Origin of the sequence: Bacillus sp. AP50, assembly GCF_040492675.1 — a bacterium.
Classification (GTDB): Bacteria; Bacillota; Bacilli; order Bacillales; family Bacillaceae_G; genus Bacillus_A; species Bacillus_A cereus.
On the sequence record NZ_JBEUTW010000001.1, the window covers coordinates 1 to 24,556 of the forward strand.

The window sequence follows — 24,556 nt, forward strand, 5'->3', positions numbered from 1 at the left end:
ATACCTATACTGACATAAAAATATATATAAATCATATTTTTACATAACAAAAAAAGCCAGTTAAACTGGCTTTCGCTTATTGCTGCTCTTGTTTGTTTTCTTCTTTAGCAGCTTCTTTTTCTTGCTCTTCTTTTAGCAATACTTTTCTAGATAGATTAACACGACCTTGCTTGTCAATCTCGATAACTTTAACCGTAATTACGTCACCGATTTTTACAACGTCTTCTACTTTACCTACACGCTCAAGTGCAAGTTCAGAAATGTGAACTAATCCATCTTTACCGCTGAATAATTCAACGAAAGCACCGAATTTCTCAACACGTTTCACTTTTCCTTCGTAGATTTCACCTACTTGTACTTCGCGAACGATATCTTCGATAATTTTCTTAGCTTTGTCGTTCATTTCTTGGTTTATTGAAGAAATGAATACTGTGCCATCTTGCTCGATGTCAATTTTAACGCCAGTTTCTTCAATAATTTTATTGATTTGTTTACCGCTCGGTCCGATAACGTCACGGATTTTATCTGGATTAATTGTCATTGTAATAATCTTTGGAGCGTACGCTGATAATTCAGTGCGTGGCTCTGGAATAACAGATAACATATGATTTAGAATGTGCACACGACCAACTTTCGCTTGTTGTAATGCCTCTTCTAAAATTTCACGAGATAGACCATCGATTTTAATGTCCATTTGTAGTGCAGTTACACCTTGTGCTGTACCTGCTACTTTAAAGTCCATATCACCTAAATGATCTTCCATACCTTGAATATCAGATAAAATTGTGTAATGCTCACCAGTTTTAACTAGACCCATTGCAATACCTGCAACTGGAGCTTTAAGTGGAACACCAGCATCCATCATTGCTAAAGTACTACCACAAATACTTGCTTGTGAAGTAGAACCATTTGATTCTAAAACTTCAGATACAAGACGTACTGTGTATGGGAAATCTTTTTCAGATGGAATTACAGGCTCAAGTGCGCGTTCTCCTAGTGCACCGTGACCGATTTCACGACGACCTGGTCCACGCATTGGTCTAGTTTCACCAACACTAAATGATGGGAAATTGTAATGGTGCATAAAGCGTTTTGATTCTTCTACACCAAGACCATCTAAAATTTGCACATCGCCTAATGCACCTAATGTACAAATACTTAATGCTTGTGTTTGTCCACGAGTGAACAAACCAGAACCGTGTGTACGAGATAAAATGCCAACCTCTGATGCTAATGGACGGATTTCGTCACCTTTACGGCCATCTGGGCGGATTTTTTCAACTGTAATAAGACGACGTACTTCTTCTTTTACAATTTTATATAAAATCTCATTTACTTGTCCTAATGTATCAGCGTCAGCTTCCTGCGCTTCGTAATGCTCAATAACACGCTTTTTCACTTCGTTAATTGCATCTTCACGTGCATGTTTCTCATGTACTTGAATTGCTGAATGCATATCTTCTTCAGCCATTTCACGTACAGCTTGGTTAAGATCAGCGTCAACTTCATAAAGTTTCACTTCTGATTTCTCTTTACCTACAGCTTGTACAATCTCTTCTTGGAATGCAATTAGACGTTTAATTTCGTCATGACCAAACATAATTGCTTCTAACATTGTTTCCTCAGGCACTTGATCTGCTCCTGCTTCAACCATGTTAATTGCATCTTTCGTACCAGCTACAACAAGGTGAATATCACTTTGTTCTTGCTGTTCTACTGTTGGGTTGATAACGAATTCGCCGTTAATACGACCAACTGTTGCACCCGCGATTGGACCTTCAAATGGAATATCTGAAATCGATAACGCTAATGAAGAACCAAGCATAGCTGCCATTTCAGAAGAACAATCTTGATCAACACTCATTACGATGCTGACAACTTGTACTTCGTTACGGAAACCATCTGCGAAAAGTGGACGGATTGGACGGTCGATTAAACGACTTGCCAAAATTGCTTTTTCACTTGGACGACCTTCACGTTTAATGAAACCGCCAGGAATTTTTCCGACTGCATATAAACGCTCTTCATAGTTTACTGTAAGTGGGAAGAAATCTACATTTTTTGCTTCTTTTGATGCAGTTGCTGTAGATAGAACCGCTGTATCGCCATATCTTACTAATACTGCTCCGTTCGCTTGTTTTGCAAGCTGACCAGTTTCAACTGTTAGCTGGCGACCAGCTAAATCTATCGAGAAGACTTGCTTTTCTTGACTCATTTAAGTACCCCTCTCAATTTAAAGTATTCAATTCTTCTATGTAAATGGATAGTATATCACAATATTCTACCTCTAGTATTGCCTAAAATTAAGTAAGCTATAAAGCGTAGAAGATATATTTTTACCTAACAAAAAAGCGGGAATATTCCCGCTTCTTTGACTATCGACGTAAGCCAAGCTTTGTGATTAATTCACGGTAACGTGTGATATCGCTATTACGAAGGTAAGTTAGTAAGTTACGACGTTTACCAACCATCTTTAATAGACCACGACGTGAATGATGATCTTTCTTGTGAGTACGTAAGTGCTCGTTTAGAGTGTTAATTTGCTCCGTTAGGACAGCAATTTGAACCTCTGGAGAACCAGTATCAGTCTCATGAGTTCTAAATTGTGCAATGATTTCATTTTTACGCTCTTGTGTTAAAGCCATCCTATTTCACCTCCTATTAATTAAACCCCCAATTACCTAGCAAGCGTCGGTGAGTCGCAATGCCAAGCAATGGTTGTCATAAAGTACATAACATAGAATACTACTTTTCATTTGAAAAAGCAAGTATATTCTTTTCGCTCACAAAATATTCTTGGGCTGTTTTCTTATCTTTTGCGATTTGTTCAACTAACTCATCAATACCGTTGAATTTCTTTTCTGCTCTTATACGCATATGCCACTCTACTGTAACATTTTGATCGTATATATCTTTGTTAAATTCAAATAAATGCACTTCAATTGATAATTGACGCTCATCTTCTTTAAAAGTCGGTTTATATCCAATATTACATACACCATCGTACCATTCACCGTGAACTTTTAATCTCACTGCATAAACACCTACAGGTGGCAATAAATACTCATCACTTAAACCTACATTAGCTGTTGGAAAACCAATTTGACGTCCACGTTTGTCGCCGTGTATAACTGTTCCCGCTACAGTATAGGCTCTACCTAAAATAGATGGAATTTGCTCCATTTCGCCATTTCGAATTAACTTTCGTAATGCTGTAGAACTTACTTTCTCTTCTTGAAATTCAACTTTTTCAATCACAGTCTGTGTAAACTCCCCTCTTGCATGAAATGGTAAAGTCTCCATCTTTCCTTTTCCTAAACGTCCATATGAATAATCAAACCCTGCTACTACATGCTTTACATTTAAACCAATAATATAATCATCTACAAATTGTTGCGGTAATAACCCTGCAAATGATTCATCAAATTTAATTACATATAATATATCGATTCCTAAGCTTTCGACTATTTTTTCTTTATCGCGCATCGGTGTAATATACTCCACATGCGCATCCTTTTTTCCTAAAACAACAGATGGATGAGGATGAAATGTCATAACTGCACTTTTATATCCTCGGTCGTCCGCTATTTTTTTCGCAGTTCGAATTACACATTGATGTCCTAAATGAATGCCATCAAAAAATCCTAATGCCATTACAGTAGGTGGTAATTCTAATTTATTTTGTTCATGTGGATGAGTTAAATGAATAAGTTTCACGCTTGAATTCACCTTTTTCTGTAATAATCCTTCCAATAATTCATTATAGCTTTAGTTCTTGATTATTCACAAGTACTTTCATCGGCTTTAACATACCAGGATGTTTCGGATGATGTTCATAAATTGCTAAGCAACGATCATTTTTATCAAACACTGTAATAAATGGTGCTGTTATTTCTAATTCATTTTTTAAGAACATACCATTCTTTATTTTCTCTGCTTGCTTTTCATCTACAACCATTTTTGGAAACTTACTTAATGCTTCATCAATTGAAATGAAGATAGACTCTACTGTTCCATTTTGCACGTTTTCTTCAATTTCTTCAAATGATATGCAATCTTCTAATAAAAATTCACCAGATGCCGTTCTTATAAGGTGCGACATATGTGATGGGAAACCAAGTTTTTCCCCGATCATTACAGCTAACGTTCTTACATATGTTCCTTTACTACACGTTACACGGAAACGGAATGAAATATTTTCTCCTTCAAAAACTTCACGATCATCAAGTAATATGAATTCATGAATTGTAATTGTACGAACTGGACGTTCCACCTCTTGCCCTGCTCTTGCATATTCGTATAATTTTTTCCCGTTTACTTTTACAGCCGAGAACATTGGTGGCATTTGTTCAATCGTGCCTGTTAATTCCGCAAGGACTTTCTCTACTTCCTTACGAGTAATAGTACGATCTACATTTTTCGTTTCAACAACCTCACCAGAAGCATCTTCAGTTGTCGTTGAAAACCCTAATGTTACTTCACCTTCATATGTTTTCGTTTCACTTGTTAAAAATTGTGCAATTTTCGTTGCTCTTCCAACGCAAATTGGTAATACTCCTGTTACATCAGGGTCTAATGTTCCCGTATGACCAATTCTCTTTTCTCGCAATATCTTTCTTAATTTAAATACACAATCATGTGATGTCATGCCTTTTGGCTTATGTAATAATACTACACCTTCCATATATGTTCACCTCATCATAATTCTCTCGTAGTAAATATCCAAAACTTATTTTGCATTGAAAAAATGGATAGACAAATGTCTATCCATTATTCTTCACGTTTACCGTCTTTATTAATTTCATGTAAAAGTGTATCAATTCGATGACCATATCCGATAGACTCATCAAACTCAAAGGTAATTTCTGGTGTTTTACGAAGACGAATACGTTGGCCAATTTCTGAACGAATAAAGCCTTTTGCCTTCGCTAAACCTTTTAAAGTATTTTCTTTCTGTTCTTCATCACCTAAAACAGAAATATATACTTTAGCAATTTGTAAATCACCACTCACTTGTACATCAGTTACTGTAACAAATCCAATACGTGGGTCTTTAATTTTACGACTGATAATGTCGCCTAATTCTTTTTTCATTTGCTCGCCCACACGGTTCGCACGTAATTTCATAACTCTTCACCTCATTCAATACCATTCCAAATGTGTTATTGTACGTTCAATTTCAGGAAATGAATCGATGTACTCAAGTACACGATTCATTTCTTTCTCACAGATAACACGATTTGAGGATACGGAAACAACTGCAATTTCTGTACGTTGCCATACATCTTGGTGCCCAACTTCAGAAACAGCTACATTATAGCGCTGTTTTACACGAGTTAACACACGTTGTAAAATTGCACGTTTCTCTTTTAAAGAATGCACATCGTAAATCATACACTCGAATGAGAGTGAAGCGATAATCATCGCTTCACTTCTTCCATAATGTACGCTTCAATGATGTCCCCTTCTTTAAGATCATTATATCTCTCAATTGTAATACCACACTCATAGTTTTGTGCAACTTCTTTTACGTCGTCTTTGAAACGTTTTAACGTATCAAGTTGTCCTTCGAAAATTACTACGCCGTCACGGATAATACGTACGCCACTATCACGCGTAATTTTACCGTCTGTTACGTAACAACCTGCGATTGTTCCAACTTTTGTTACTTTAAACGTTTGACGAACTTCTGCTTGACCGATTACTTTTTCTTCGAATTCTGGATCAAGCATACCTTGCATAGCTGCTTCAATCTCTTCGATTACTTTATAAATAATACGGTGTAAACGAATATCAACGTTCTCTAATTCAGCTGTACGCTTCGCGTTCACATCTGGACGTACGTTAAATCCAATTACAATTGCATTAGATGCAGAAGCTAAAATGATATCAGATTCTGTAATCGCACCTACACCAGTGTGAATGATTTTAACTTTTACGCCTTCAACATCAATTTTACGAAGTGATGCTGCCATCGCTTCAACAGAACCTTGTACGTCTGCTTTTACGATTAAGTTAATTTCTTTTACATCGCCCTCTTGGATTTGTTGGAATAAATCTTCAAGGCTTAATTTAGATTTCTCACCACGTTGTGCAACTAACGCTTCTTGTGCACGTGATTCACCAATTTGACGAGCTTTCTTCTCATCAGCAAATGCCATGAAACGATCTCCAGCCTGTGGTACTTCGTTTAAACCAGTAATTTCAACAGGAGTTGATGGACCAGCAACTTTTACACGACGACCAATATCACTTACCATTGCACGAACACGTCCGAATGAAGTTCCAACAACGATTGGATCTCCAACTCGAAGCGTACCATTTTGAACAAGTAATGTCGCGATAGTTCCTTTACCTTTATCAAGCTGTGCTTCGATTACTGTACCAGTTGCATAGCGGTTTGGATTTGCTTTATATTCTTCTACTTCACTTACAAGAAGGATCATTTCTAGTAAGTTGTCAATGCCTTCGCCTTGAATTGCAGAAATTGGTACGAAAATAGTATCTCCGCCCCAAGCTTCTGGAACTAATTCATATTCAGTTAGTTCTTGCATTACGCGATCAGGGTTTGCAGCTGGTTTATCCATTTTATTCACAGCAACAATAATTGGTACTCCTGCTGCCTTCGCATGGTTAATTGCTTCAACCGTTTGTGGCATAACACCGTCATCCGCTGCAACAACAAGGATTGTAATATCCGTTACTTGTGCCCCACGAGCACGCATCGTTGTAAATGCTGCGTGACCAGGTGTATCTAAGAATGTAATCTTCTTATCGTTTACTTCAACTTGATATGCACCGATATGCTGAGTAATTCCACCCGCTTCGCCTGCAGTTACTTTTGAGTTACGAATAGAATCCAGTAATGTTGTTTTACCATGGTCAACGTGTCCCATGATTGTAACTACAGCTGGACGTTCTTTTAAGTTCTCTTCATCATCTTGCTCATCAATGAATGTTTCAAACTCAGTCTCGCTTACAATTACTTCTTCTTCTACTTCAATACCGTAGTCGTTAGCAATTAACTCAATTGTATCTTTATCCAAGTCTTGGTTAATTGTTGCCATAATTCCAAGCATGAAGAGCTTCTTAATAATTTCAGATGGCTCTTTGCTTAATTTTTTAGCAAGATCTCCTACTGTAAGGCTTCCAGAGAAAGTAATTTTATCTGGTGTTTCTACAATTTGAGTTTGTTGTCTACCAGCAAAGTTCTCTTGACGTTTGTCTTCGTTTCCTTTGCCTTTTTTCTTTTTCTTATTGCTGTTCTTTTTACTGCGAACAACTTTTTCTTCTACTTCAAACTCATCTGCAACAGAAGGTTTTTCAGTTTGATATTCATTATCTAATTTATTTACTACTTCATCGTCTAACATTGTCATATGATTCGAAACCTCGATATTCATTTCTTTTAGTTTTGTCATAAGATCTTTACTTGAGATATTATGTTTTTTTGCATATTCATGCACTCGAATTTTACTCATACCTTCACCCCCGGTAATTTGTATCGAGCATGCTACGCAGCTTTTTCGCAAAGCCTACATCTAACACAGCTACAACGACTCGCTCATCTCTCCCAATCGCATGCCCTAATTGTTGTCGATTTTCGACCTTTCTCATTGGTACGTTGTAGTACGTAGTTTTATCTGTGATGCGTTTTGTAGTATTTACTGACGCATCTTCAGATAGCAATACAAGTTTTGCTTTGCCACTTCGTACTTCTTTTAAAACGAGTTCTTCACCCGAAATAATTTTCCGAGCCCGGTTTGCTAGTCCTAAAAACGATTTCCAATCGGACACTTATTTCGACTCCTTCTCAACAAGCTCAAGAAGCTCTTCATATAAAGAACCGTCGATTTTCGCTTTTAGATGATGTTCCAAAACATTTTTCTTTTGAGCTTGAAGAATGCTCTCCTTGTCCTTCGACAAGTAAGCACCTCGTCCTGATTTTTTCCCAGTTAAATCAATGGACACTTCTCCCTCTTTGGAACGAACAATGCGAACGAGCTCTCGTTTTGATTTCATTTCTTGCGTTGCAACACATTTTCGTAACGGAACTTTTCGATTGCTCATACTCATCACCTCTATTCGATTTCGTCTTCCACTGAATCGAATCCAAATGCGATTACGCTATCTTCTTCTGTTACAATACCAAGTTGTTTCGCATCAGACTCACTCTTAATATCAATTTTCCAGCCTGTTAATTTAGCTGCAAGACGTGCATTTTGTCCACGCTTACCGATAGCTAATGATAACTGGTGGTCTGGAACAACTACTGTTGTCGCTTTTTCTTCTTCATCTACAAGTACTTTAACAACTTGTGATGGGCTTAATGCATTTGCAACATATTCAACTGGATCATTTGACCAGCGGACGATGTCAATTTTTTCACCTTTTAATTCGTCTACAATGCGTTGTACACGTTGCCCTTTTGGTCCTACACAAGAACCAACTGGATCAACATCAGTGTTCTCTGCATATACAGAGATCTTAGAGCGATCGCCAGCTTCACGTGCTACAGAACGAATTTCTACAGTTCCATCATAGATTTCAGGAACTTCCATTTCGAATAAACGTTTTAAAAGACCAGGATGTGTACGTGATACGTAAATTTGTGGTCCTTTTGTCGTTTTTTCTACTTTCGTAATGAATACGCGAATACGATCATGTGGTTTGTATTGCTCATTAGGCATTTGCTCACTTACAGGTAATAAAGCTTCTACTTTTCCTAAGCTTACATAGATGAAACGAGCATCTTGACGTTGTACAATACCTACCATAATATCTTCTTCACGGTCACTAAACTCAGAGTAAATAACACCGCGCTCTGCTTCACGCACTCGTTGTGTGACAACTTGTTTTGCAGTTTGTGCTGCAATACGACCAAAGTCTTTTGGTGTTACTTCAATTTCTAGTACGTCACCATCTTGGTAGTTTGGATTAATTTGTCTTGCTTCCTCTACAGAAATTTCAAGACGTGGATCAAACACATTGTCTACTACGTCTTTACGTGCTAAAACTTGAATTGTTCCCACTTCTGGGTTAAAGCTCACACGAACGTTTTGTGCTTGATTAAAATTGCGCTTATAAGCAGAGATTAAAGCTGCTTCAATCGCATCAATAATAATGTCTTTGCTAATGCCTTTTTCAGATTCTAATACGAGCAAAGCATCTAATAACTCAGTGCTCATGAAGATCCCCCTTCTAACTAAAACGTAACAGCAAGTCGCGCATTTGCGACTTTATCCATCGAAATTTGGATTTCTTTTTTACGTGTTTTAATTGTTAATAATAATGTTATTGTTGTACCATCGTAAGAAAGCAGTTTTCCTTCAAACATCTTTTCACCATCAATCGGCTCATATGTTTTAATTGCCACTTGTTTTCCTACCGCTTGCTGGAAGTCTTTTTCTTTCTTTAATGGGCGTTCCGCTCCAGGAGATGATACATCCAAAAAGTAAAGATGAGGAATTGGATCCTCTTTATCTAAAGCTTCGCTTAAACGTTCACTTACCGCACCGCATTCTTCAATGTCGACTCCCTTTTCAGAATCGATGAATACGCGTAAGAACCAGTCTTGTCCTTCTTTCACATACTCTACATCTACAAGTTCAAGATTTAACTCTTCAACGATCGGCTGCGCAAATGCTTCTACAACTTCTGTGACTTTCTTATCCATAAACAGCCTCCTTCCTGCCGTCATGTACCATTTAAAAGAAGAAGACCCCGCCACTTTAAAAACGGTCTATCTTATTCTTTCTCGTTAGCTAACAAAAGCCCCTGCTGTTCAGCAGGGATTATCTGTCTTAGTATTACCAAATTTAAGAAGTAAAACTTGTAACAAAATATGTATATACGACAGAAATCTTTTACCTATCTACGTAGAGAAAACATAGATAGTAACACGAAAGAGTGGGTTTCCCCACTCTTTTCTTTACACAATATACATGACATGGTTATCTCGGTTAATAGTATATCATAGGAAATGTTGATTTGCAAAGACTTTTCCTACCTACTAGAACAGTGATAACTGGTTTTGATCCGGTAAATCTCCTAAACAACCTTGACTATCTAAATACTCAATAATTGTTTTCGAAACCTTACTACGCTGCTGCAAGTCCTCTTTTGATAAGAAGTCTCCATTTTTACGTGCTTCCACAATACTTAAAGCTGCGTTTGTACCAAGACCAGGTACCGCATTAAATGGAGGAATTAATGTGTCTCCATCAATAATAAATTCTGTTGCATGTGAGCGGTATAAATCCACCTTTTGGAATGAGTATCCACGCTCACACATTTCAAGTGTCATTTCTAGTACTGTTAATAAACTCTTCTCTTTCGGCGCAGCATCGAGTCCCTTTTGAGCAATTTCATCAATTCTTGCACGTATAGATGCTGAACCTTTCGCCATTGCCTCTACATCAAAATCATCTGCACGAACTGTAAAATATGCGGCATAGAATAACAGTGCAAAATGTACTTTAAAGTATGCGATACGTACAGCCATAAGTACGTAAGCAGCCGCATGGGCTTTAGGGAACATGTATTTAATCTTCTTACATGAATCAATATACCAACCTGGTACATTATTATTTTTCATGTCTTCTTCCCATTCTTCCGGTACACCTTTACCTTTACGAACCGACTCCATGATTTTGAAGGCTAATGATGGATCTAGACCTTGATAGATTAAATATACCATGATGTCATCACGACAACCGATAACTTCGCTCAGCGTACATGTACCGTTATAAATTAACTCGTTTGCATTACCAAGCCATACGTCAGTACCATGTGATAGTCCAGAAATTTGGACTAACTCTGAGAATGTCGTCGGTTTTGTCTCTTCTAACATCTGTCTTACGAATTTTGTACCAAACTCTGGTATACCAAGTGTACCTGTTTTACAGTTAATTTGCTCTTCCGTTACCCCTAACGATTCTGGACCAGAGAAAATTTTCATTACTTCTGGATCATCCGTTGGGATTGTTTTCGGATCAATACCACTTAAATCTTGTAACATACGAATAACGGTCGGATCATCGTGTCCTAGTATATCAAGTTTTAATAAATTATCATGAATCGAGTGGAAATCAAAATGCGTTGTTCTCCATTCAGCACCAATTGAATCAGCTGGGTACTGTATTGGTGAGAAATCAAAGATATCCATGTAATCTGGCACAACGATAATACCGCCTGGATGCTGTCCTGTTGTACGTTTTACACCGGTACACCCTGCTACTAAGCGATCAATCTCTGCATTTCGAATCGTTAAGTTATGATCATTTGCATAACCTTTTACATATCCGTAAGCAGTTTTTTCCGCAACTGTACCAATCGTTCCTGCACGATATACATAGTCTTCACCGAACAGGACTTTCGTATAGTTATGGGCACGTGGTTGGTATTCCCCGGAGAAGTTCAAATCGATATCGGGCACCTTATCTCCTTTAAATCCAAGGAACGTTTCGAAAGGAATGTCATGTCCATCTTTTACATATGGAATATTACAAGCAGGACATTCTTTATCTGGTAAGTCAAAACCAGAACCTACAGAACCATCATTAAAGAATTCTGATTGCTTACACTTCGGACATACATAGTGTGGTGGTAATGGGTTTACTTCTGTAATTTCCATCATCGTTGCAACAAATGATGACCCTACCGATCCACGCGAACCTACTAGATATCCGTCTACTAACGATTTTTTCACAAGCTTATGTGAAATTAAATAAATTACGGCGAATCCATGCCCAATAATACTTTTTAATTCTTTTTCTAAACGTGCTTCTACAATTTCCGGTAGCTCTTCACCATAAATGCTACGCGCCATTTTATAACTCATATCACGCGTTTCATCATCAGCACCTTCAATTTTCGGTGTGTATAGATCGTCTTTTACTGGATGCACATCACCAATTAATGACGCAATCTTTTGTGTATTTGTTACAACAACTTCTTTCGCTTTGTCTTCACCTAAGAATGAAAAACATTCTAACATCTCATCAGTTGTACGGAAATGTACTGGCGGTAATGAATGTCGATTTAACGGATTGGCTCCGCCCTGCGAACTGACTAAAATTTTACGATACATCGCATCCTCAGGGTCTAAATAATGCACGTTTCCTGTAGCAACAACTGGTTTATCTAACGTCTCACCTAGTTTTACTAAGTTAGAAATAATTGTTTTTAATTGACCTTCGTCTCGAACAAGCTCACGTTCTACTAAATGACGCAACACCTCTGGAGGCATTACTTCAATGTAATCATAGAACTGGGCAATTTCTTCTACCTCTTCAGGTGCCTTTTGCATCATTGCCTCGAACACTTCACCTTTATCACAAGCCGTTCCTACTAAAATCCCTTCACGATATTTTTTTAATAGTGATCTCGGCACACGTGGTACACGGTAAAAGTAATTAAGGTGAGAATATGAAACAAGTTTATATAAATTTTTCAATCCAACATCTGATGTGGCAAGTAACGTCATATGACTTGGACGGCCACGCTTATACGCATCCCCTTGTCCCATGCTATCATTTAATTGATCGTGATATTCAAATCCCTTTTCAATTACGTCTTTCAACATTTTCACAAGTAAATATCCCGTCGCTTCTGTATCATAAATCGCACGGTGATGTTGTGTTAATTCAATATCAAGTTTTTTACACATCGTATTTAATCGATGATTTTTCATTTCTGGGAATAAAAATCGTGCAAGTTCTAACGTATCAATAACTGGATTATTCGTTTTTTCTAGTCCAGCCTTTTTAAAACCTACGTTAATAAAGCCCATATCAAAGCTCGCGTTATGGGCAACAAGTGTATGGTCGCCCATCCATTCCTCAAACTTTTTAAACACTTCGTCCACTTCAGGTGCATCAGTTAACATATCATCCGTAATACCTGTCAATTCAATAATCGTCGCTGATAATGGTTGATGTGGATTTGCGAAAGATTCAAAGCGATCAATAATTTCGCCACCCTTTACTTTTACGGCAGCCAACTCAATGACTGTATCGTATACAGCTGATAAACCTGTCGTCTCAACGTCGAAAACAACATACGTTTCCTCTGCAAGTAAACGATGCGCTTCGTTATACGCTATCGGTACACCATCATTAACTAGATTTGCTTCTACACCATATATAACTTTAACACCAGCCTTCTTCCCTGCAGAATACGCCTCTGGGAAGGACTGAGCCACGGCATGATCTGTAACCGCAATAGCCTCATGTCCCCATTTACCAGCTTGAGCAACAAGCTTAGAAACTGGAGTGACAGCGTCCATTTGACTCATCGGAGTATGGAGATGCAGCTCTACTCGTTTTTCGCCTTCTGGTGCTTTATCTTTACGAGACGGTCCTGTTATTTCATTAATATCATTTGCAATCATTACTAAATCTCGAACGAATGTATCGTTTTGAACAGAACCACGCGCTTTCACCCACATTCCTTTTTTCAAGGATTGCAGCATTGGAATATCTTCTTTGTCACGCGAGAACATTTTGATCATAATAGAATCCGTATAATCCGTTATTTTTAAAGTTAATAACGTACGCCCACTACGAAGCTCTTTTGTTTCTACATGGAAGACATATCCTTGAACCGTTTTTCTTCTTTCTTCATCTTGAATTTCTCGCATCGGTGTAATCTCTTCATCTGGCTTAATAAGATACCCGAGTGTAATCGGTCCTTCATACACAACGCTGCTTTCTTCAGCTTGCTTCTTCGCCATTTCTTCCATAGCTTGTATAACACGCTCACGGTCTTCTTGCTGCGTTTGTTCACGAAACTTTTGCATTTCTTCTGTATTTTGCTGTATATGTGTGTCTAACTGAAAACGCGGGAATCCAAAAACTTCGTATTGATCCCCTACTGGTTTCGCAACGTTTTTCTTTAAAGCCGTAGACTCCAGCTCGTTATTTACATTTATTAACAACTTCACTCCATTCACCTGTGGAAGCTGCTTCTTTAAGTATGCGAACATAGGTGAAAATGTAATTCGTTCCGTACAAAGCGGCCAATACGCCCTCACTTCTTCTTCTGTAAATTGTTTATTCTCTGTTTCTAATGCAAATGTTGTTCTTGCAATATGAGAAAATGATTGCTTAAGCTTTGTTTCTAGCAATTCATATAATTCTGTAGGCAAAATACGTGGCACTTGTAAATCAAAATGCCAACTTTTATTCGCTTTATCAATAACGAGCCTTTCAATACCACCGCCTTGTAAATATTGATTTATAAGGTCGTCTGGTATTTGCAACTGCTGGAGCAAAATTTGAAATCGCTCTTGTTGTTCATTTGTTAAAGACATAAGCACTCTCCTTCCATTTGCTATTATAAATTGAAACGTACCACAAAGAAAGATTTCTCACCTCTTCTTTTACAAAATACGTTTACAAAGAAAGAGAAGGTACCCCATTACGAGGTACCTCTTCTTATTTTAAAATATTTGCAATATATGTTTGAAGTTCTTCTACTTTTACTTCTTCAGACTCACCTGTAGCACGTACTTTCACTTCTACAATACCTTCGTCTGCTTTTTTACCAACTGTAACACGAACTGGAAGACCGAATAAATCTGCATCTGCAAATTTAACACCTGCACGTTCTGCACGATCGTCTAATAACACTTCATAGCCTTGTTCTTGTAATGAGTTGTAGATATTTTCACCCATTTCACGTTGTGCATCAGATTTCATATTTACTGGAATTACATGCACATGGAACGGTGCTACCGCTTTTGGCCAAACTAAGCCGTTCTCATCGTTAAATTGCTCTGCAATTGCTGCTACTGTACGAGATACACCGATACCGTAACAACCCATAATAAGTGGTTGTGTTTTTCCATTTTCATCTAGGAATGTTGCGTTCATTGCTTCACTATAACGAGTTCCTAATTTGAATACATGACCAACTTCAATTCCGCGTGCGAAAAGAATTGTTCCGTTTCCATCTGGAGATTGGTCTCCTTCTTGAATAAAGCGTAAATCTGTATATTGACTTACTTTAAAGTCACGTTCTGGATTTACATTTACATAATGGAACCCTTCTTCATTCGCTCCTGAACATCCGTTAACAATTGATGCTACAGCGTGATCAGCAATAATTTCGATATCACCTGTTACATTAATCGGTCCTAATGAACCAACTTCACAATTTAATAATGCTTTTACTTCTTCATGAGAAGCAAGCTCAACAACTGAAGCGCCATATACATTTTTCACTTTCACATCGTTTACTTCGTGATCACCACGAACAAGTACAACTACTAATTTCTCATCTACTTTATACACCATAGACTTAATGCACTTGTCAGCTGCAATGTTTAAGAATGCAGATACTTCTTCAATTGCTTTTTGGTCTGGTGTTGCTACTTTTTCAAGTGCTTTTTCTGCTTCGTCACTCTTCGTATACGTAGCTACAACAGGAGCCATTTCGATGTTTGCTGCATAATCAGATGTGTCAGAGTATGCAATTGTATCTTCACCAACATCAGATAATACCATAAATTCATGTGTATCTTTTCCGCCCATTGCTCCAGAATCAGCAATAACTGCACGGAAATTCAAGCCACAGCGAGTAAAAATGTTAGAGTATGCTTTATATAAGCGATCGTATACTTCATCTAAGCTCTCTTGTGTAGCATGGAAAGAGTATGCATCTTTCATTAGAAACTCTCTTCCACGTAATAAGCCGAAACGAGGTCTTTGCTCATCACGGAATTTTGTTTGAATTTGGTATAATGTTAACGGTAATTTTTTATATGATTTCACTTCATCACGCACAAGATCCGTAATTACTTCCTCATGTGTCGCTCCTAATGCGAATTCACGAGCGTTACGATCTTTCATACGCATTAATTCAGATCCGTAAGAATACCAACGACCTGATTCTTGCCATAATTCTGCAGCTTGCATAGCTGGCATTAATAATTCTACAGCTCCTGCGCGCTCCATTTCTTCTCGAACTATACGTTCTACTTTGTGTAATACTTTTAATCCAAATGGTAGAAAGCTATAAATACCAGAAGCATTTTGACGCATAAAACCTGCACGAAGTAATAGCTGATGACTCTTAATTTCAGCATCAGCTGGAACTTCACGTAATGTAGGACTGAATACCATACTTTGTTTCATTTATTTGCACCTCTTCATTTTACTCTTACACGCAGTAAAACCCCTCACCTCGAGTTAGGTGAGGGATTTTATTCTACGAGCTCTATTTCATTATAAGTTTCACTTTATTTTACAAGAAAAACTTACGAATGTCATTCCAAGTTACAACTAACATAAGTAACATTAATAATGCAAAACCAATAAAGTGAACCATTCCTTCTTTTTGGCGATCAATTGGTTTCCCTCGTAACGCTTCAATTAAGAAGAAGAATAAACGGCCACCATCTAAAGCAGGAACTGGTAATAAATTAAATAAACCAAGATTAATGCTTAGAACTGCAGCTAAACTTAGTACACGCGTAAACCCATAATCTACAACTTGATCTGTTAGATTATAAATTCCTACTGGACCTGACAACTCATTAATAGAAAATTGACCAGTTACTAATTTCACAAGAGACTCAAAAATTAGTTTCGTCCATTGGTACGTTTGTTCAAAACCTGATTTAATAGAACCCATCACTGTTTTCTCTACAGGAGAGTAGACACCAATTCTACCAACTTCTTCTTTACCTTCTTTATCGAGTGTTGGCGTTACTTTCACATTAAACTGTTCATTATCACGCTTTACTTGTAACGTAATTTCTTTATTTGGGTTTTCACGTACAATAGTAACAACATCTTTCCATGTACTTGTGTTTTTCCCATCAATAGCTTGAATTGTATCATTCTCTTTCAATCCAGCTTGCTGTGCTGCACTGTTATCCATCACTTTTCCGACCATTGGTTTGTCAACAGGAACCCCTTGTACAAATCCAAGAATCACAAAAATAACAAATGCTAAAATGAAGTTCATTGCAGGACCCGCAAAGATTGTTAAAGCGCGTTGCCCTAGTTTTTTCGAGCCAAATTGTCTATTATACGGGGCAATTTGAATTTCTTCCCCCGCAGTAATAATACGAGCCTTTTCATTCACTCGGAATGTTTGAAGCTCTTCCTCGTACTCTTCATAGCCCGAAATTGTTAAATTATGCTCCAAATCAGCTTGTTCGACTTCAATAACACGAACATTTGGATACTTTTCATATCCATCAAAAACTAATTTCACAACTTCGTCTTTTTCATTTAATACAAGGCCAACCTTTTTCCCAGGCTTTAACTCAACTGTGTCCGCATCCTCGCCAGCCATTCTTACATAGCCACCAAGGGGCAGTAATCGAATCGTATACACCGTTTCATTCTTTTCAAATGAGAATATTTTCGGACCAAAACCAATCGCAAACTCGCGGCATAAAATACCTGCTCTTTTTGCGAAATATAGATGCCCTAGCTCATGGAAAAATACGAGTGCACCGAAAATTAATATAAAGGCAATCGCTGTATTCAATTCCATAACCACCTTTGCTAAATTTGTTCCATCACAAACCGTCTTGTGGCCGCATCAATTTCCAAAATTTCCTCTAAGCTCGGTCGTGCAATGACATTGTGATGGTTCATTGCTTTTTCAATGAGGTCTTCCACTGTTAAGAAATCAATTCTCTTTTGTAAAAAGGCTTCAACAGCTACTTCATTCGCTGCGTTCATTACAGCTGGCATACTTCCACCTGCTTTTCCAGCTTCATACGCAAAACGTAAACAACGGAATCGTTCTTGGTCCATTTTCTCAAAATGCAACGTCCCTATTTCCCATAAGTTTAACTGTTTTGTGTCTGAAAGAGGCAATCTATCCGGATATGTAAGTGCGTATTGAATTGGTACTCGCATATCAGGTGAACCAAGCTGCGCCATTACACTACGATCTTCAAATTCAACCATAGAATGGATAATACTTTCTTTATGTAAAACAACATCGATTTGCTCATAAGGGATACCAAAAAGCCAATGTGCTTCAATTACTTCTAGTCCCTTATTCATCATTGTAGCAGAATCAATTGTAATTTTCGAACCCATTGACCAGTTTGGATGTCGAAGCGCATCTTCTACGGTCACATGATGCAATTCATCCCTCGTTTTATCGCGGAAACTTCCACCAGAAGCCGTTATAATAAGACGAGAAACTCTTTTTTCATTTTCACCATTCAAGCATTGAAAAATAGCCGAATGTTCACTATCAACTGGAAGTAACGAAACATTATGTTTTCGTGCTGCTTCCATTACAAGATGTCCTGCAGTTACTAACGTTTCTTTATTTGCAATTCCAATTGTTTTTTTCGCCTCAATTGCACGAAGTGTTGGTAACAACCCTACGCTACCTACAACAGCATTTACTACAATCTCCGCATCTGGATGTAGTGCTACTTCTAAAAGTCCTTCACTACCATATACAATTTTTGTATTACCAGAAACAGATTGTAATTTTAAAACATCTTCTTCTCTTTGCACAGAGACGATTTGCGGAGAAAATTCTTGAATTACCTTTACTGCGTAGTCAATATTTTTCCCTACAGAAAAAGCAACGAGACGGAATTGGTCTGGGTGCGAGCGTAATACATCTAAAGTTTGTGTACCAATTGATCCGCTTGCACCTAATAAACTAATGTTTTTCATGACTCCAACCCCTCGTTCATTTATTAATTATATTGTAATAAGAAGTAGAGAATTGGTAAAACGAATAACCAACTATCTGTTCGGTCTAATATACCACCATGCCCAGGTAAAATTGTACCTGAATCCTTTACGCCATAATGACGTTTAAAAGCAGATTGTACTAAATCACCAATTTGTCCAAAAATAGAAATAATAATTGTCAGCACAATTAAAATTACTACATTCGATTCGACTGGGAAGAACACGTTGTAAACAAGTGCCACAATAATTCCACAAACGATGCCCCCTAATGAACCTTCAATCGTTTTATTTGGACTGATTTCTGGCCACAATTTTCTCTTGCCCAATGCTTTTCCTACGAAATATGCGCCTGAATCAGTAGCCCATATAACAAATAATGCGCAAAATACATATTTAATTCCTAATATTCTCGTTTCATTTAAATATAAGAATCCCATTGCCACATATGTCGTTGCCATCAGTAAAAATGAAGCATTATCAAAAGTAAATGTATTCTTAGAAAGGACTGTATATGATAAAAGTAATAAAACAATCACAAATGTGATTTCCAATTTACCTAATCCAATCCATGTAAACAGTTCTGATGCACTACTTGGAATTAAAAGAATCCACAATAATACTGCAGCTAAAACTGTCGGTACTGAAATAAGCGTAAGCTTATTCATACGAATTAATTCATATAAACCTATAGAAGCAAGTGCATACACTAAAACCGTAAAAGGCACGCCACCGTATATTACGATGGGAATGAATAGCGCGGCAGCAACCACTCCAGTAATAATTCTCTGTTTCACTACCAAACCCTCTCTTTCTACACGCCTCCGAATCTGCGCCCTCTATGTTGAAAGTCAGTAATCGCATTTAGCAAATGTTCTTCTTTGAAGTCTGGCCAATACACGTCTGTAAACCAAAACTCCGAATATGCAATTTGCCATAACATGAAATTACTAATACGTAGCTCTCCGCTTGTTCGGATTAACAACTCTGGATCAGGTAAAGAACTCGTCATTAAGTAGGAGGAAAGCATTTCTTCACTTACCTCTTCAGAACGAATTTTTCCTTCCTCATTATCTTTCATCATATGTTGCACAGCAGAAACGATTTCATCTCGACTTCCATAGTTTAACGCGAAATTAAGAATTAATCCCGTATTCTCTTTCGTATCTTCCATGGCTTTCTCCATCGCTCTGCGTGTATGCGTAGGAAGACGATCTTTTTGCCCTATTACTCGGACTTGTACGTTTTCTTCAATCAATTCTGGTAAAAATGTACCTAGAAATTCTTCTGGAAGCTTCATTAAATAATCAACTTCCTTTTTCGGTCTTTTCCAGTTCTCAGTTGAAAAAGCATAAAGAGTTAACACTTTCACATTAAGTTTACTTGCAAATTTTGTAATTTTCTTTACAACTTGCATACCTTCATGATGTCCCGCAATACGAGGCATTGCTCTCCTCTTTGCCCATCTTCCATTCCCATCCATAATGATGGCAATATGTTCTGGGATATATCCTTTTTTCACTTCTTCAACGAGATGATCAAACGATGTGTCCTTTTTACCTTTAAAAAAAGGAAAGTTTTTAAACATCATTCATACCCTCCAGCAAGCAGACGTATGCCTAAAAGTGTAAAAAGACCCCCTTAAGAAGAGGGTCATAATTGCGAAGTTATCGCTATTACACTTCCATGATTTCTTTTTCTTTGTTTTTTGCGATTTCGTCAACTTTTGCAATATATTTATCTGTTTCTTTTTGGATATCTTCAGTATATCCTCTTAAATCATCTTCTGTAATCTCGCCAGCTTTTTCAAGCTTCTTAAGATCATCATTTCCGTCACGACGTACGTTACGAACAGCAACTTTAGCTTCTTCAGCATATTTTTTCACAACTTTTACAAGATCACGACGACGTTCTTCTGTTAATGCAGGGAATGCAATACGAATTACAGTTCCATCATTAGAAGGATTTAAGCCTAAATCTGCTTTTAAAATTGCTTTTTCAATATCACCGATAGAAGTTTTATCATAAGGTTGAATTACTAGTAAACGCGCTTCTGGAACTGTAATGTTCGCTAATTGCACAACTGGTGTTGGTGCACCATAGTAATCAACTTGTACCTTATCTAATACAGACGCGTTTGCACGGCCAGCACGAACTGTTGCTAATTCACGAGAATAAGCAGCAACTGCTTTTTCCATTTTTTCATTTGAAGACTTCAATACTTGTTGTCCCATATTTATTTCCCCCTTACCACTGTTCCGATATTTTCGCCTAAAACGGCACGTTTAATATTACCTTTTTCCATAACTGAGAATACAATTAATGGAATATCATTATCCATACATAGAGAAGAAGCTGTAGAATCCATTACACCTAAACCTTCTTTTAATACGTCTAAGTAAGTAAGCGTTTCATATTTCGTAGCTGTTGGATCAATAGATGGATCCGCATTATATACACCATCTACATTGTTTTTCGCCATTAAAATTACATCTGCTTCAATTTCTGCCGCACGTAATGCTGCTGTTGTATCTGTAGAGAAGTATGGGTTACCTGTACCTGCTGCAAAGATAACAACACGTTTTTTCTCTAAGTGACGAACTGCTTTACGACGAATGTAAGGTTCTGCAACTTGACGCATCTCAATTGAAGTTTGTACACGAGTTTGAATTCCGATATTCTCCAAGCTATCTTGAAGAGCTAATGAATTCATAACTGTCGCTAACATGCCCATGTAATCTGCCCCTGCACGATCCATGCCCATTTCACTTCCAATTTTCCCACGCCAAATGTTACCGCCACCAACAACAACAGCAACCTCTACATCAAGTTCTGCAATTTCTTTTACTTGTTCCGCAACTGACTTAATAACAGTTGGGTTAATTCCAAATCCTTGCTCTCCAGCTAAAGCTTCTCCACTTAGCTTTAAAACGACACGATTATATTTCGGTTTACTCATAATGAACCTCCAATTGCTTACATCTTTATTTTAAAAAAGGGAACACAATGTGTTCCCTAATCTGTATTAGTTGCTACCTTTTACTTGGTTCATTACTTCTTCAGCAAAGTTGTCTTCGCGTTTTTCGATACCTTCACCAACAGCGTAGCGAACGAATCCTTTTAATGTTCCGCCTTTAGACTCAACGAACTGACGAACTTTCATATCAGGGTTTTTAACGAATGCTTGGTCAAGTAAGCAAATCTCTTCGAAGAATTTGCCTAAACGGCCTTCAACCATTTTTGCAACGATTTTCTCAGGCTTGCCTTCGTTTAATGCTTGTTGTGTTAATACTTGACGCTCATGCTCAACTTCTTCAGCTGTTACAGCATCGCGGTCGATGTATTTAGGGTTAACTGCAGCGATGTGCATTGCAACATCTTTAGCAGCAGCTTCATCAGTAGAACCTTCAAGAACTGTTAATACACCAATGCGTCCACCCATGTGTAGGTAAGCGCCGAATGCATCTGCATCAGTTTTTGATACGATTTCGAAACGACGAAGTGTAAGTTTTTCACCAATTTTAGCGATTGCTTCGTTGATGTGCTCTTCAACCTTTTTACCGTTTTCCATTGTTTGAGCCATAGCTTCTTCAACGTTAGCTGGTTTGTTAGTTAATAAGTGAGCAGCTAATTCTTTAATTAGTGTTTGGAAACCTTCGTTTTTCGCAACGAAATCAGTTTCAGAGTTTAATTCTAAGATTAAAGCGTCGTTACCGTTTGTTTCGATGAAAGTTAAACCTTCAGCAGCAATGCGGTCAGCTTTTTTAGCAGCTTTCGCAATACCTTTTTCACGTAAGAAGTCAATTGCCTTCTCCATGTCGCCGTTAGTTTCTGTTAAAGCTTTTTTGCAGTCCATCATACCTGCGCCAGTTTTTTCACGTAATTCTTTTACCATTTGAGCAGTGATTGCCATACTTTTCATCCTCCTAAAATATGTATTTATACCTTTTATAAAGGTGTTTATACCTTAAAAAAGGTGATAAAAGGCCGAACCCCTTATCACCTTTCCAACTTTGTTACGCAGTAACAGTTTCTTCACCTTGTTTTGCTTCAAGGATCGCGTCTGCCATTTTAGATGTAAGAAGTTTTACAGCACGAATTGCATCATCGTTTGCTGGGATAACGTGATCGATTTCGTCTGGATCACAGTTTGTATCAACGATACCGATGATTGGAATGTGTAATTTGCGTGCTTCAGCAACTGCAATACGCTCTTTACGAGGGTCTACTACGAATAATGCACTTGGAAGACCTTTCATATCTTTAATACCGCCTAAGAATTTCTCAAGACGCTCTAACTCTTTTTTAAGTTGAACAACTTCTTTCTTAGGAAGTACTTCGAAAGTACCATCTTCTTGCATTCTTTCGATGTCTTTAAGACGCTTGATACGCTTTTGGATTGTTTGGAAGTTTGTTAAAGTTCCGCCTAACCAACGTTGGTTAACGAAGTACATACCAGCACGAGTTGCTTCTTCTTTAATAGCTTCTTGTGCTTGTTTTTTAGTACCTACGAATAAGATGTCTCCGCCTTCAGCAGCGATGTCGCGCATCGTTCTGTAAGCTTCCTCAACTTTTTTCACAGTTTTTTGTAAGTCGATGATGTAGATACCGTTACGCTCTGTGAAAATGTAACGCTTCATTTTTGGGTTCCAACGACGAGTTTGATGTCCGAAATGAACACCAGCTTCAAGCAATTGCTTCATAGAAATTACTGACATAATATAGTTCCTCCTAAATGGTTTTTGATATCCTCCGTTTACTTCATCTCTAAGCGAAACTACAAACGTAGCACCAACACTTAAATCAGTAAACGTGTGTACTTTGTACTGACACCACTGCTTACTATATCATACTGAAATATTACAATCAAGTCGAAAATGCGAACAATGTAAAACTTTCTTTGTTCATACTCGAATTCTAGTATTACCAACCTTCATTTCTTTTAAGCAAAAAAAATAAATACAATTAATAGTTTTCCCAGAAAACACGCTTATGACACTTTTCACAAGCACCATCTATCCATTGCACATAAAAAACTCTCCTCAATCGAGGAGAGTTTTTTATAAATTAGTTTGTTTTTAATTTAGCAAGTTCCTGTAGAAACTTGTCGTTTAGCACTTTAATGTATGTTCCTTTCATACCTAAAGAACGAGACTCAATAACACCAGCACTTTCTAATTTACGTAGTGCATTTACGATTACAGAACGAGTAATTCCTACGCGATCAGCAATTTTACTTGCAACAAGTAAACCTTCTGTTCCATTTAATTCTTCGAAGATGTGCTCAATTGCTTCTAACTCACTGTAAGATAATGAGCTGATCGCCATTTGAACAACAGCTTTACTACGTGCTTCCTCTTCGATTTCTTCTGCTTTTTCACGTAAGATTTCCATACCTACAACAGTTGAGCTGTACTCAGCAAGGATTAAATCATCATCTAAGAACTCTTGACCAAGACGAGCTAATACTAATGTACCTAGACGCTCACCGCCACCAACGATTGGTACGATTGTAGTTAAACCTTGACCAAATAATTCTCTGTTTTCTACTGGGAATGCTGTGTAAGCACTGTTCACATCTAAGTTTGAAGATGTTTCTGTAATGTTGAATAAGCTTTGTGTATATTCTTCTGGGAATTGACGTTCTGCAAGCATTTGCTTCATGCGTTCGTTTTCGATTTGTTGGTGAATTGCATAACCTAGTAATTTACCACGACGGCTAACTACGAATACGTTTGCTTCGATTACTTCACACATTGTGTCAGACATTTCTCTAAAGTTTACAGGCTTCCCTGCTGCGCTCTGTAATAACGCATTTAATTTTCTCGTTTTTGCTAATAATTCCATTTCAAAAGTTCCTCCTACATGTTACT

The 24,556-nt window shown here is 37.6% G+C and carries 22 protein-coding genes; all 22 read right to left on the reverse strand.

All coding sequences use genetic code 11. The features are described 5' to 3' along the window. Positions 1 to 76 precede the first annotated feature (76 nt). The 22 genes from pnp to codY all read right to left on the reverse strand — a co-directional run bounded on the left by pnp (position 77) and on the right by codY (position 24,530). Positions 77 to 2,215, reverse strand: coding sequence for a polyribonucleotide nucleotidyltransferase (gene pnp / locus ABWK52_RS00005; protein ID WP_000076737.1), 2,139 nt, complete (start codon positions 2,213 to 2,215; stop codon positions 77 to 79). 160 nt (positions 2,216 to 2,375) lie between these two features. Further along, positions 2,376 to 2,645 (reverse strand): 30S ribosomal protein S15, encoded by a 270-nt coding sequence (gene rpsO, locus ABWK52_RS00010; protein WP_001229392.1) that lies wholly within the window; start codon positions 2,643 to 2,645, stop codon positions 2,376 to 2,378. Between the two features lie 100 nt (positions 2,646 to 2,745). Then, positions 2,746 to 3,717, reverse strand: coding sequence for a bifunctional riboflavin kinase/FAD synthetase (ribF, locus tag ABWK52_RS00015; protein ID WP_000766704.1), 972 nt, complete (start codon positions 3,715 to 3,717; stop codon positions 2,746 to 2,748). A 43-nt stretch (positions 3,718 to 3,760) separates the two neighbouring features. Beyond that, complete coding sequence (truB, locus tag ABWK52_RS00020; protein WP_000399348.1) at positions 3,761 to 4,684, reverse strand: tRNA pseudouridine(55) synthase TruB; 924 nt, start codon at positions 4,682 to 4,684, stop codon at positions 3,761 to 3,763. Positions 4,685 to 4,770: 86 nt separating this feature from the next. Beyond that, complete coding sequence (gene rbfA / locus ABWK52_RS00025) at positions 4,771 to 5,127, reverse strand: 30S ribosome-binding factor RbfA (protein WP_000776437.1); 357 nt, start codon at positions 5,125 to 5,127, stop codon at positions 4,771 to 4,773. A 15-nt stretch (positions 5,128 to 5,142) separates the two neighbouring features. Then, positions 5,143 to 5,424, reverse strand: coding sequence for a DUF503 domain-containing protein (locus ABWK52_RS00030; RefSeq protein WP_000582367.1), 282 nt, complete (start codon positions 5,422 to 5,424; stop codon positions 5,143 to 5,145). Next, complete coding sequence (gene infB / locus ABWK52_RS00035) at positions 5,421 to 7,481, reverse strand: translation initiation factor IF-2 (RefSeq protein WP_000036343.1); 2,061 nt, start codon at positions 7,479 to 7,481, stop codon at positions 5,421 to 5,423. Before infB ends, ABWK52_RS00030 begins: the two co-directional genes overlap by 4 nt. Positions 7,482 to 7,485: 4 nt before the next feature. After that, positions 7,486 to 7,797 carry a YlxQ family RNA-binding protein gene (locus ABWK52_RS00040; RefSeq protein WP_001286524.1) on the reverse strand — a complete coding sequence of 104 codons (312 nt, stop codon included), beginning with the start codon at positions 7,795 to 7,797 and terminating at the stop codon, positions 7,486 to 7,488. Continuing rightward, positions 7,798 to 8,070, reverse strand: a complete 273-nt coding sequence (rnpM, locus tag ABWK52_RS00045; protein WP_000071127.1) for an RNase P modulator RnpM — start codon at positions 8,068 to 8,070, stop codon at positions 7,798 to 7,800. Between the two features lie 11 nt (positions 8,071 to 8,081). Next, entirely contained in the window at positions 8,082 to 9,188 is a 1,107-nt protein-coding gene (gene nusA / locus ABWK52_RS00050) for a transcription termination factor NusA (RefSeq protein ID WP_000102604.1), read from the reverse strand. A gap of 17 nt (positions 9,189 to 9,205) precedes the next feature. Next, complete coding sequence (rimP, locus tag ABWK52_RS00055) at positions 9,206 to 9,676, reverse strand: ribosome maturation factor RimP (protein WP_000359096.1); 471 nt, start codon at positions 9,674 to 9,676, stop codon at positions 9,206 to 9,208. A gap of 336 nt (positions 9,677 to 10,012) precedes the next feature. Then, positions 10,013 to 14,314: a PolC-type DNA polymerase III gene (locus ABWK52_RS00060; RefSeq protein WP_000060005.1), complete on the reverse strand. Its 4,302-nt coding sequence runs from the start codon at positions 14,312 to 14,314 to the stop codon at positions 10,013 to 10,015. Positions 14,315 to 14,438: 124 nt separating this feature from the next. After that, positions 14,439 to 16,139 (reverse strand): proline--tRNA ligase, encoded by a 1,701-nt coding sequence (locus ABWK52_RS00065; protein WP_098312409.1) that lies wholly within the window; start codon positions 16,137 to 16,139, stop codon positions 14,439 to 14,441. Between the two features lie 109 nt (positions 16,140 to 16,248). Next, entirely contained in the window at positions 16,249 to 17,505 is a 1,257-nt protein-coding gene (gene rseP / locus ABWK52_RS00070) for an RIP metalloprotease RseP (RefSeq protein ID WP_001090245.1), read from the reverse strand. A 17-nt stretch (positions 17,506 to 17,522) separates the two neighbouring features. Then, positions 17,523 to 18,665 (reverse strand): 1-deoxy-D-xylulose-5-phosphate reductoisomerase, encoded by a 1,143-nt coding sequence (gene dxr, locus ABWK52_RS00075; RefSeq protein ID WP_000790377.1) that lies wholly within the window; start codon positions 18,663 to 18,665, stop codon positions 17,523 to 17,525. A gap of 23 nt (positions 18,666 to 18,688) precedes the next feature. After that, entirely contained in the window at positions 18,689 to 19,480 is a 792-nt protein-coding gene (gene cdsA / locus ABWK52_RS00080) for a phosphatidate cytidylyltransferase (protein ID WP_000813592.1), read from the reverse strand. A 17-nt stretch (positions 19,481 to 19,497) separates the two neighbouring features. Then, entirely contained in the window at positions 19,498 to 20,274 is a 777-nt protein-coding gene (gene uppS, locus ABWK52_RS00085; RefSeq protein WP_000971296.1) for an isoprenyl transferase, read from the reverse strand. 85 nt (positions 20,275 to 20,359) lie between these two features. Next, positions 20,360 to 20,917 (reverse strand): ribosome recycling factor, encoded by a 558-nt coding sequence (gene frr, locus ABWK52_RS00090; protein WP_000531501.1) that lies wholly within the window; start codon positions 20,915 to 20,917, stop codon positions 20,360 to 20,362. A 2-nt stretch (positions 20,918 to 20,919) separates the two neighbouring features. Beyond that, the gene (gene pyrH / locus ABWK52_RS00095; protein WP_000042668.1) at positions 20,920 to 21,642 is read right to left on the reverse strand and encodes a UMP kinase; all 723 of its coding nucleotides are present in this window, start codon (positions 21,640 to 21,642) and stop codon (positions 20,920 to 20,922) included. A 66-nt stretch (positions 21,643 to 21,708) separates the two neighbouring features. Then, positions 21,709 to 22,596 carry a translation elongation factor Ts gene (gene tsf, locus ABWK52_RS00100; RefSeq protein WP_001018578.1) on the reverse strand — a complete coding sequence of 296 codons (888 nt, stop codon included), beginning with the start codon at positions 22,594 to 22,596 and terminating at the stop codon, positions 21,709 to 21,711. 103 nt (positions 22,597 to 22,699) lie between these two features. Beyond that, the gene (gene rpsB, locus ABWK52_RS00105) at positions 22,700 to 23,401 is read right to left on the reverse strand and encodes a 30S ribosomal protein S2 (protein ID WP_000111485.1); all 702 of its coding nucleotides are present in this window, start codon (positions 23,399 to 23,401) and stop codon (positions 22,700 to 22,702) included. A 349-nt stretch (positions 23,402 to 23,750) separates the two neighbouring features. After that, on the reverse strand, positions 23,751 to 24,530 hold the full coding sequence (gene codY, locus ABWK52_RS00110; RefSeq protein WP_000421290.1) for a GTP-sensing pleiotropic transcriptional regulator CodY: 780 nt from the start codon (positions 24,528 to 24,530) through the stop codon (positions 23,751 to 23,753). Between the last annotated feature and the right edge of the window lie 26 nt (positions 24,531 to 24,556).

Excerpts from the sequence above, each read along its gene's own strand:
- pyrH (WP_000042668.1), bottom strand. The coding sequence starts at position 21,642 with ATGAGTAAACCGAAATATAATCGTGTCGTTTTAAAGCTAAGTGGAGAA.
- pnp (WP_000076737.1), bottom strand. The coding sequence starts at position 2,215 with ATGAGTCAAGAAAAGCAAGTCTTCTCGATAGATTTAGCTGGTCGCCAG.
- dxr (WP_000790377.1), bottom strand. The coding sequence starts at position 18,665 with ATGAAAAACATTAGTTTATTAGGTGCAAGCGGATCAATTGGTACACAA.
- frr (WP_000531501.1), bottom strand. The coding sequence starts at position 20,917 with ATGGGACAACAAGTATTGAAGTCTTCAAATGAAAAAATGGAAAAAGCA.
- tsf (WP_001018578.1), bottom strand. The coding sequence starts at position 22,596 with ATGGCAATCACTGCTCAAATGGTAAAAGAATTACGTGAAAAAACTGGC.
- infB (WP_000036343.1), bottom strand. The coding sequence starts at position 7,481 with ATGAGTAAAATTCGAGTGCATGAATATGCAAAAAAACATAATATCTCA.
- rimP (WP_000359096.1), bottom strand. The coding sequence starts at position 9,676 with ATGGATAAGAAAGTCACAGAAGTTGTAGAAGCATTTGCGCAGCCGATC.
- nusA (WP_000102604.1), bottom strand. The coding sequence starts at position 9,188 with ATGAGCACTGAGTTATTAGATGCTTTGCTCGTATTAGAATCTGAAAAA.
- rnpM (WP_000071127.1), bottom strand. The coding sequence starts at position 8,070 with ATGAGCAATCGAAAAGTTCCGTTACGAAAATGTGTTGCAACGCAAGAA.
- ABWK52_RS00030 (WP_000582367.1), bottom strand. The coding sequence starts at position 5,424 with ATGATTATCGCTTCACTCTCATTCGAGTGTATGATTTACGATGTGCAT.
- rpsB (WP_000111485.1), bottom strand. The coding sequence starts at position 23,401 with ATGTCAGTAATTTCTATGAAGCAATTGCTTGAAGCTGGTGTTCATTTC.
- ABWK52_RS00060 (WP_000060005.1), bottom strand. The coding sequence starts at position 14,314 with ATGTCTTTAACAAATGAACAACAAGAGCGATTTCAAATTTTGCTCCAG.
- uppS (WP_000971296.1), bottom strand. The coding sequence starts at position 20,274 with ATGATGTTTAAAAACTTTCCTTTTTTTAAAGGTAAAAAGGACACATCG.
- rpsO (WP_001229392.1), bottom strand. The coding sequence starts at position 2,645 with ATGGCTTTAACACAAGAGCGTAAAAATGAAATCATTGCACAATTTAGA.
- truB (WP_000399348.1), bottom strand. The coding sequence starts at position 4,684 with ATGGAAGGTGTAGTATTATTACATAAGCCAAAAGGCATGACATCACAT.
- rbfA (WP_000776437.1), bottom strand. The coding sequence starts at position 5,127 with ATGAAATTACGTGCGAACCGTGTGGGCGAGCAAATGAAAAAAGAATTA.
- codY (WP_000421290.1), bottom strand. The coding sequence starts at position 24,530 with ATGGAATTATTAGCAAAAACGAGAAAATTAAATGCGTTATTACAGAGC.
- ABWK52_RS00065 (WP_098312409.1), bottom strand. The coding sequence starts at position 16,139 with ATGAAACAAAGTATGGTATTCAGTCCTACATTACGTGAAGTTCCAGCT.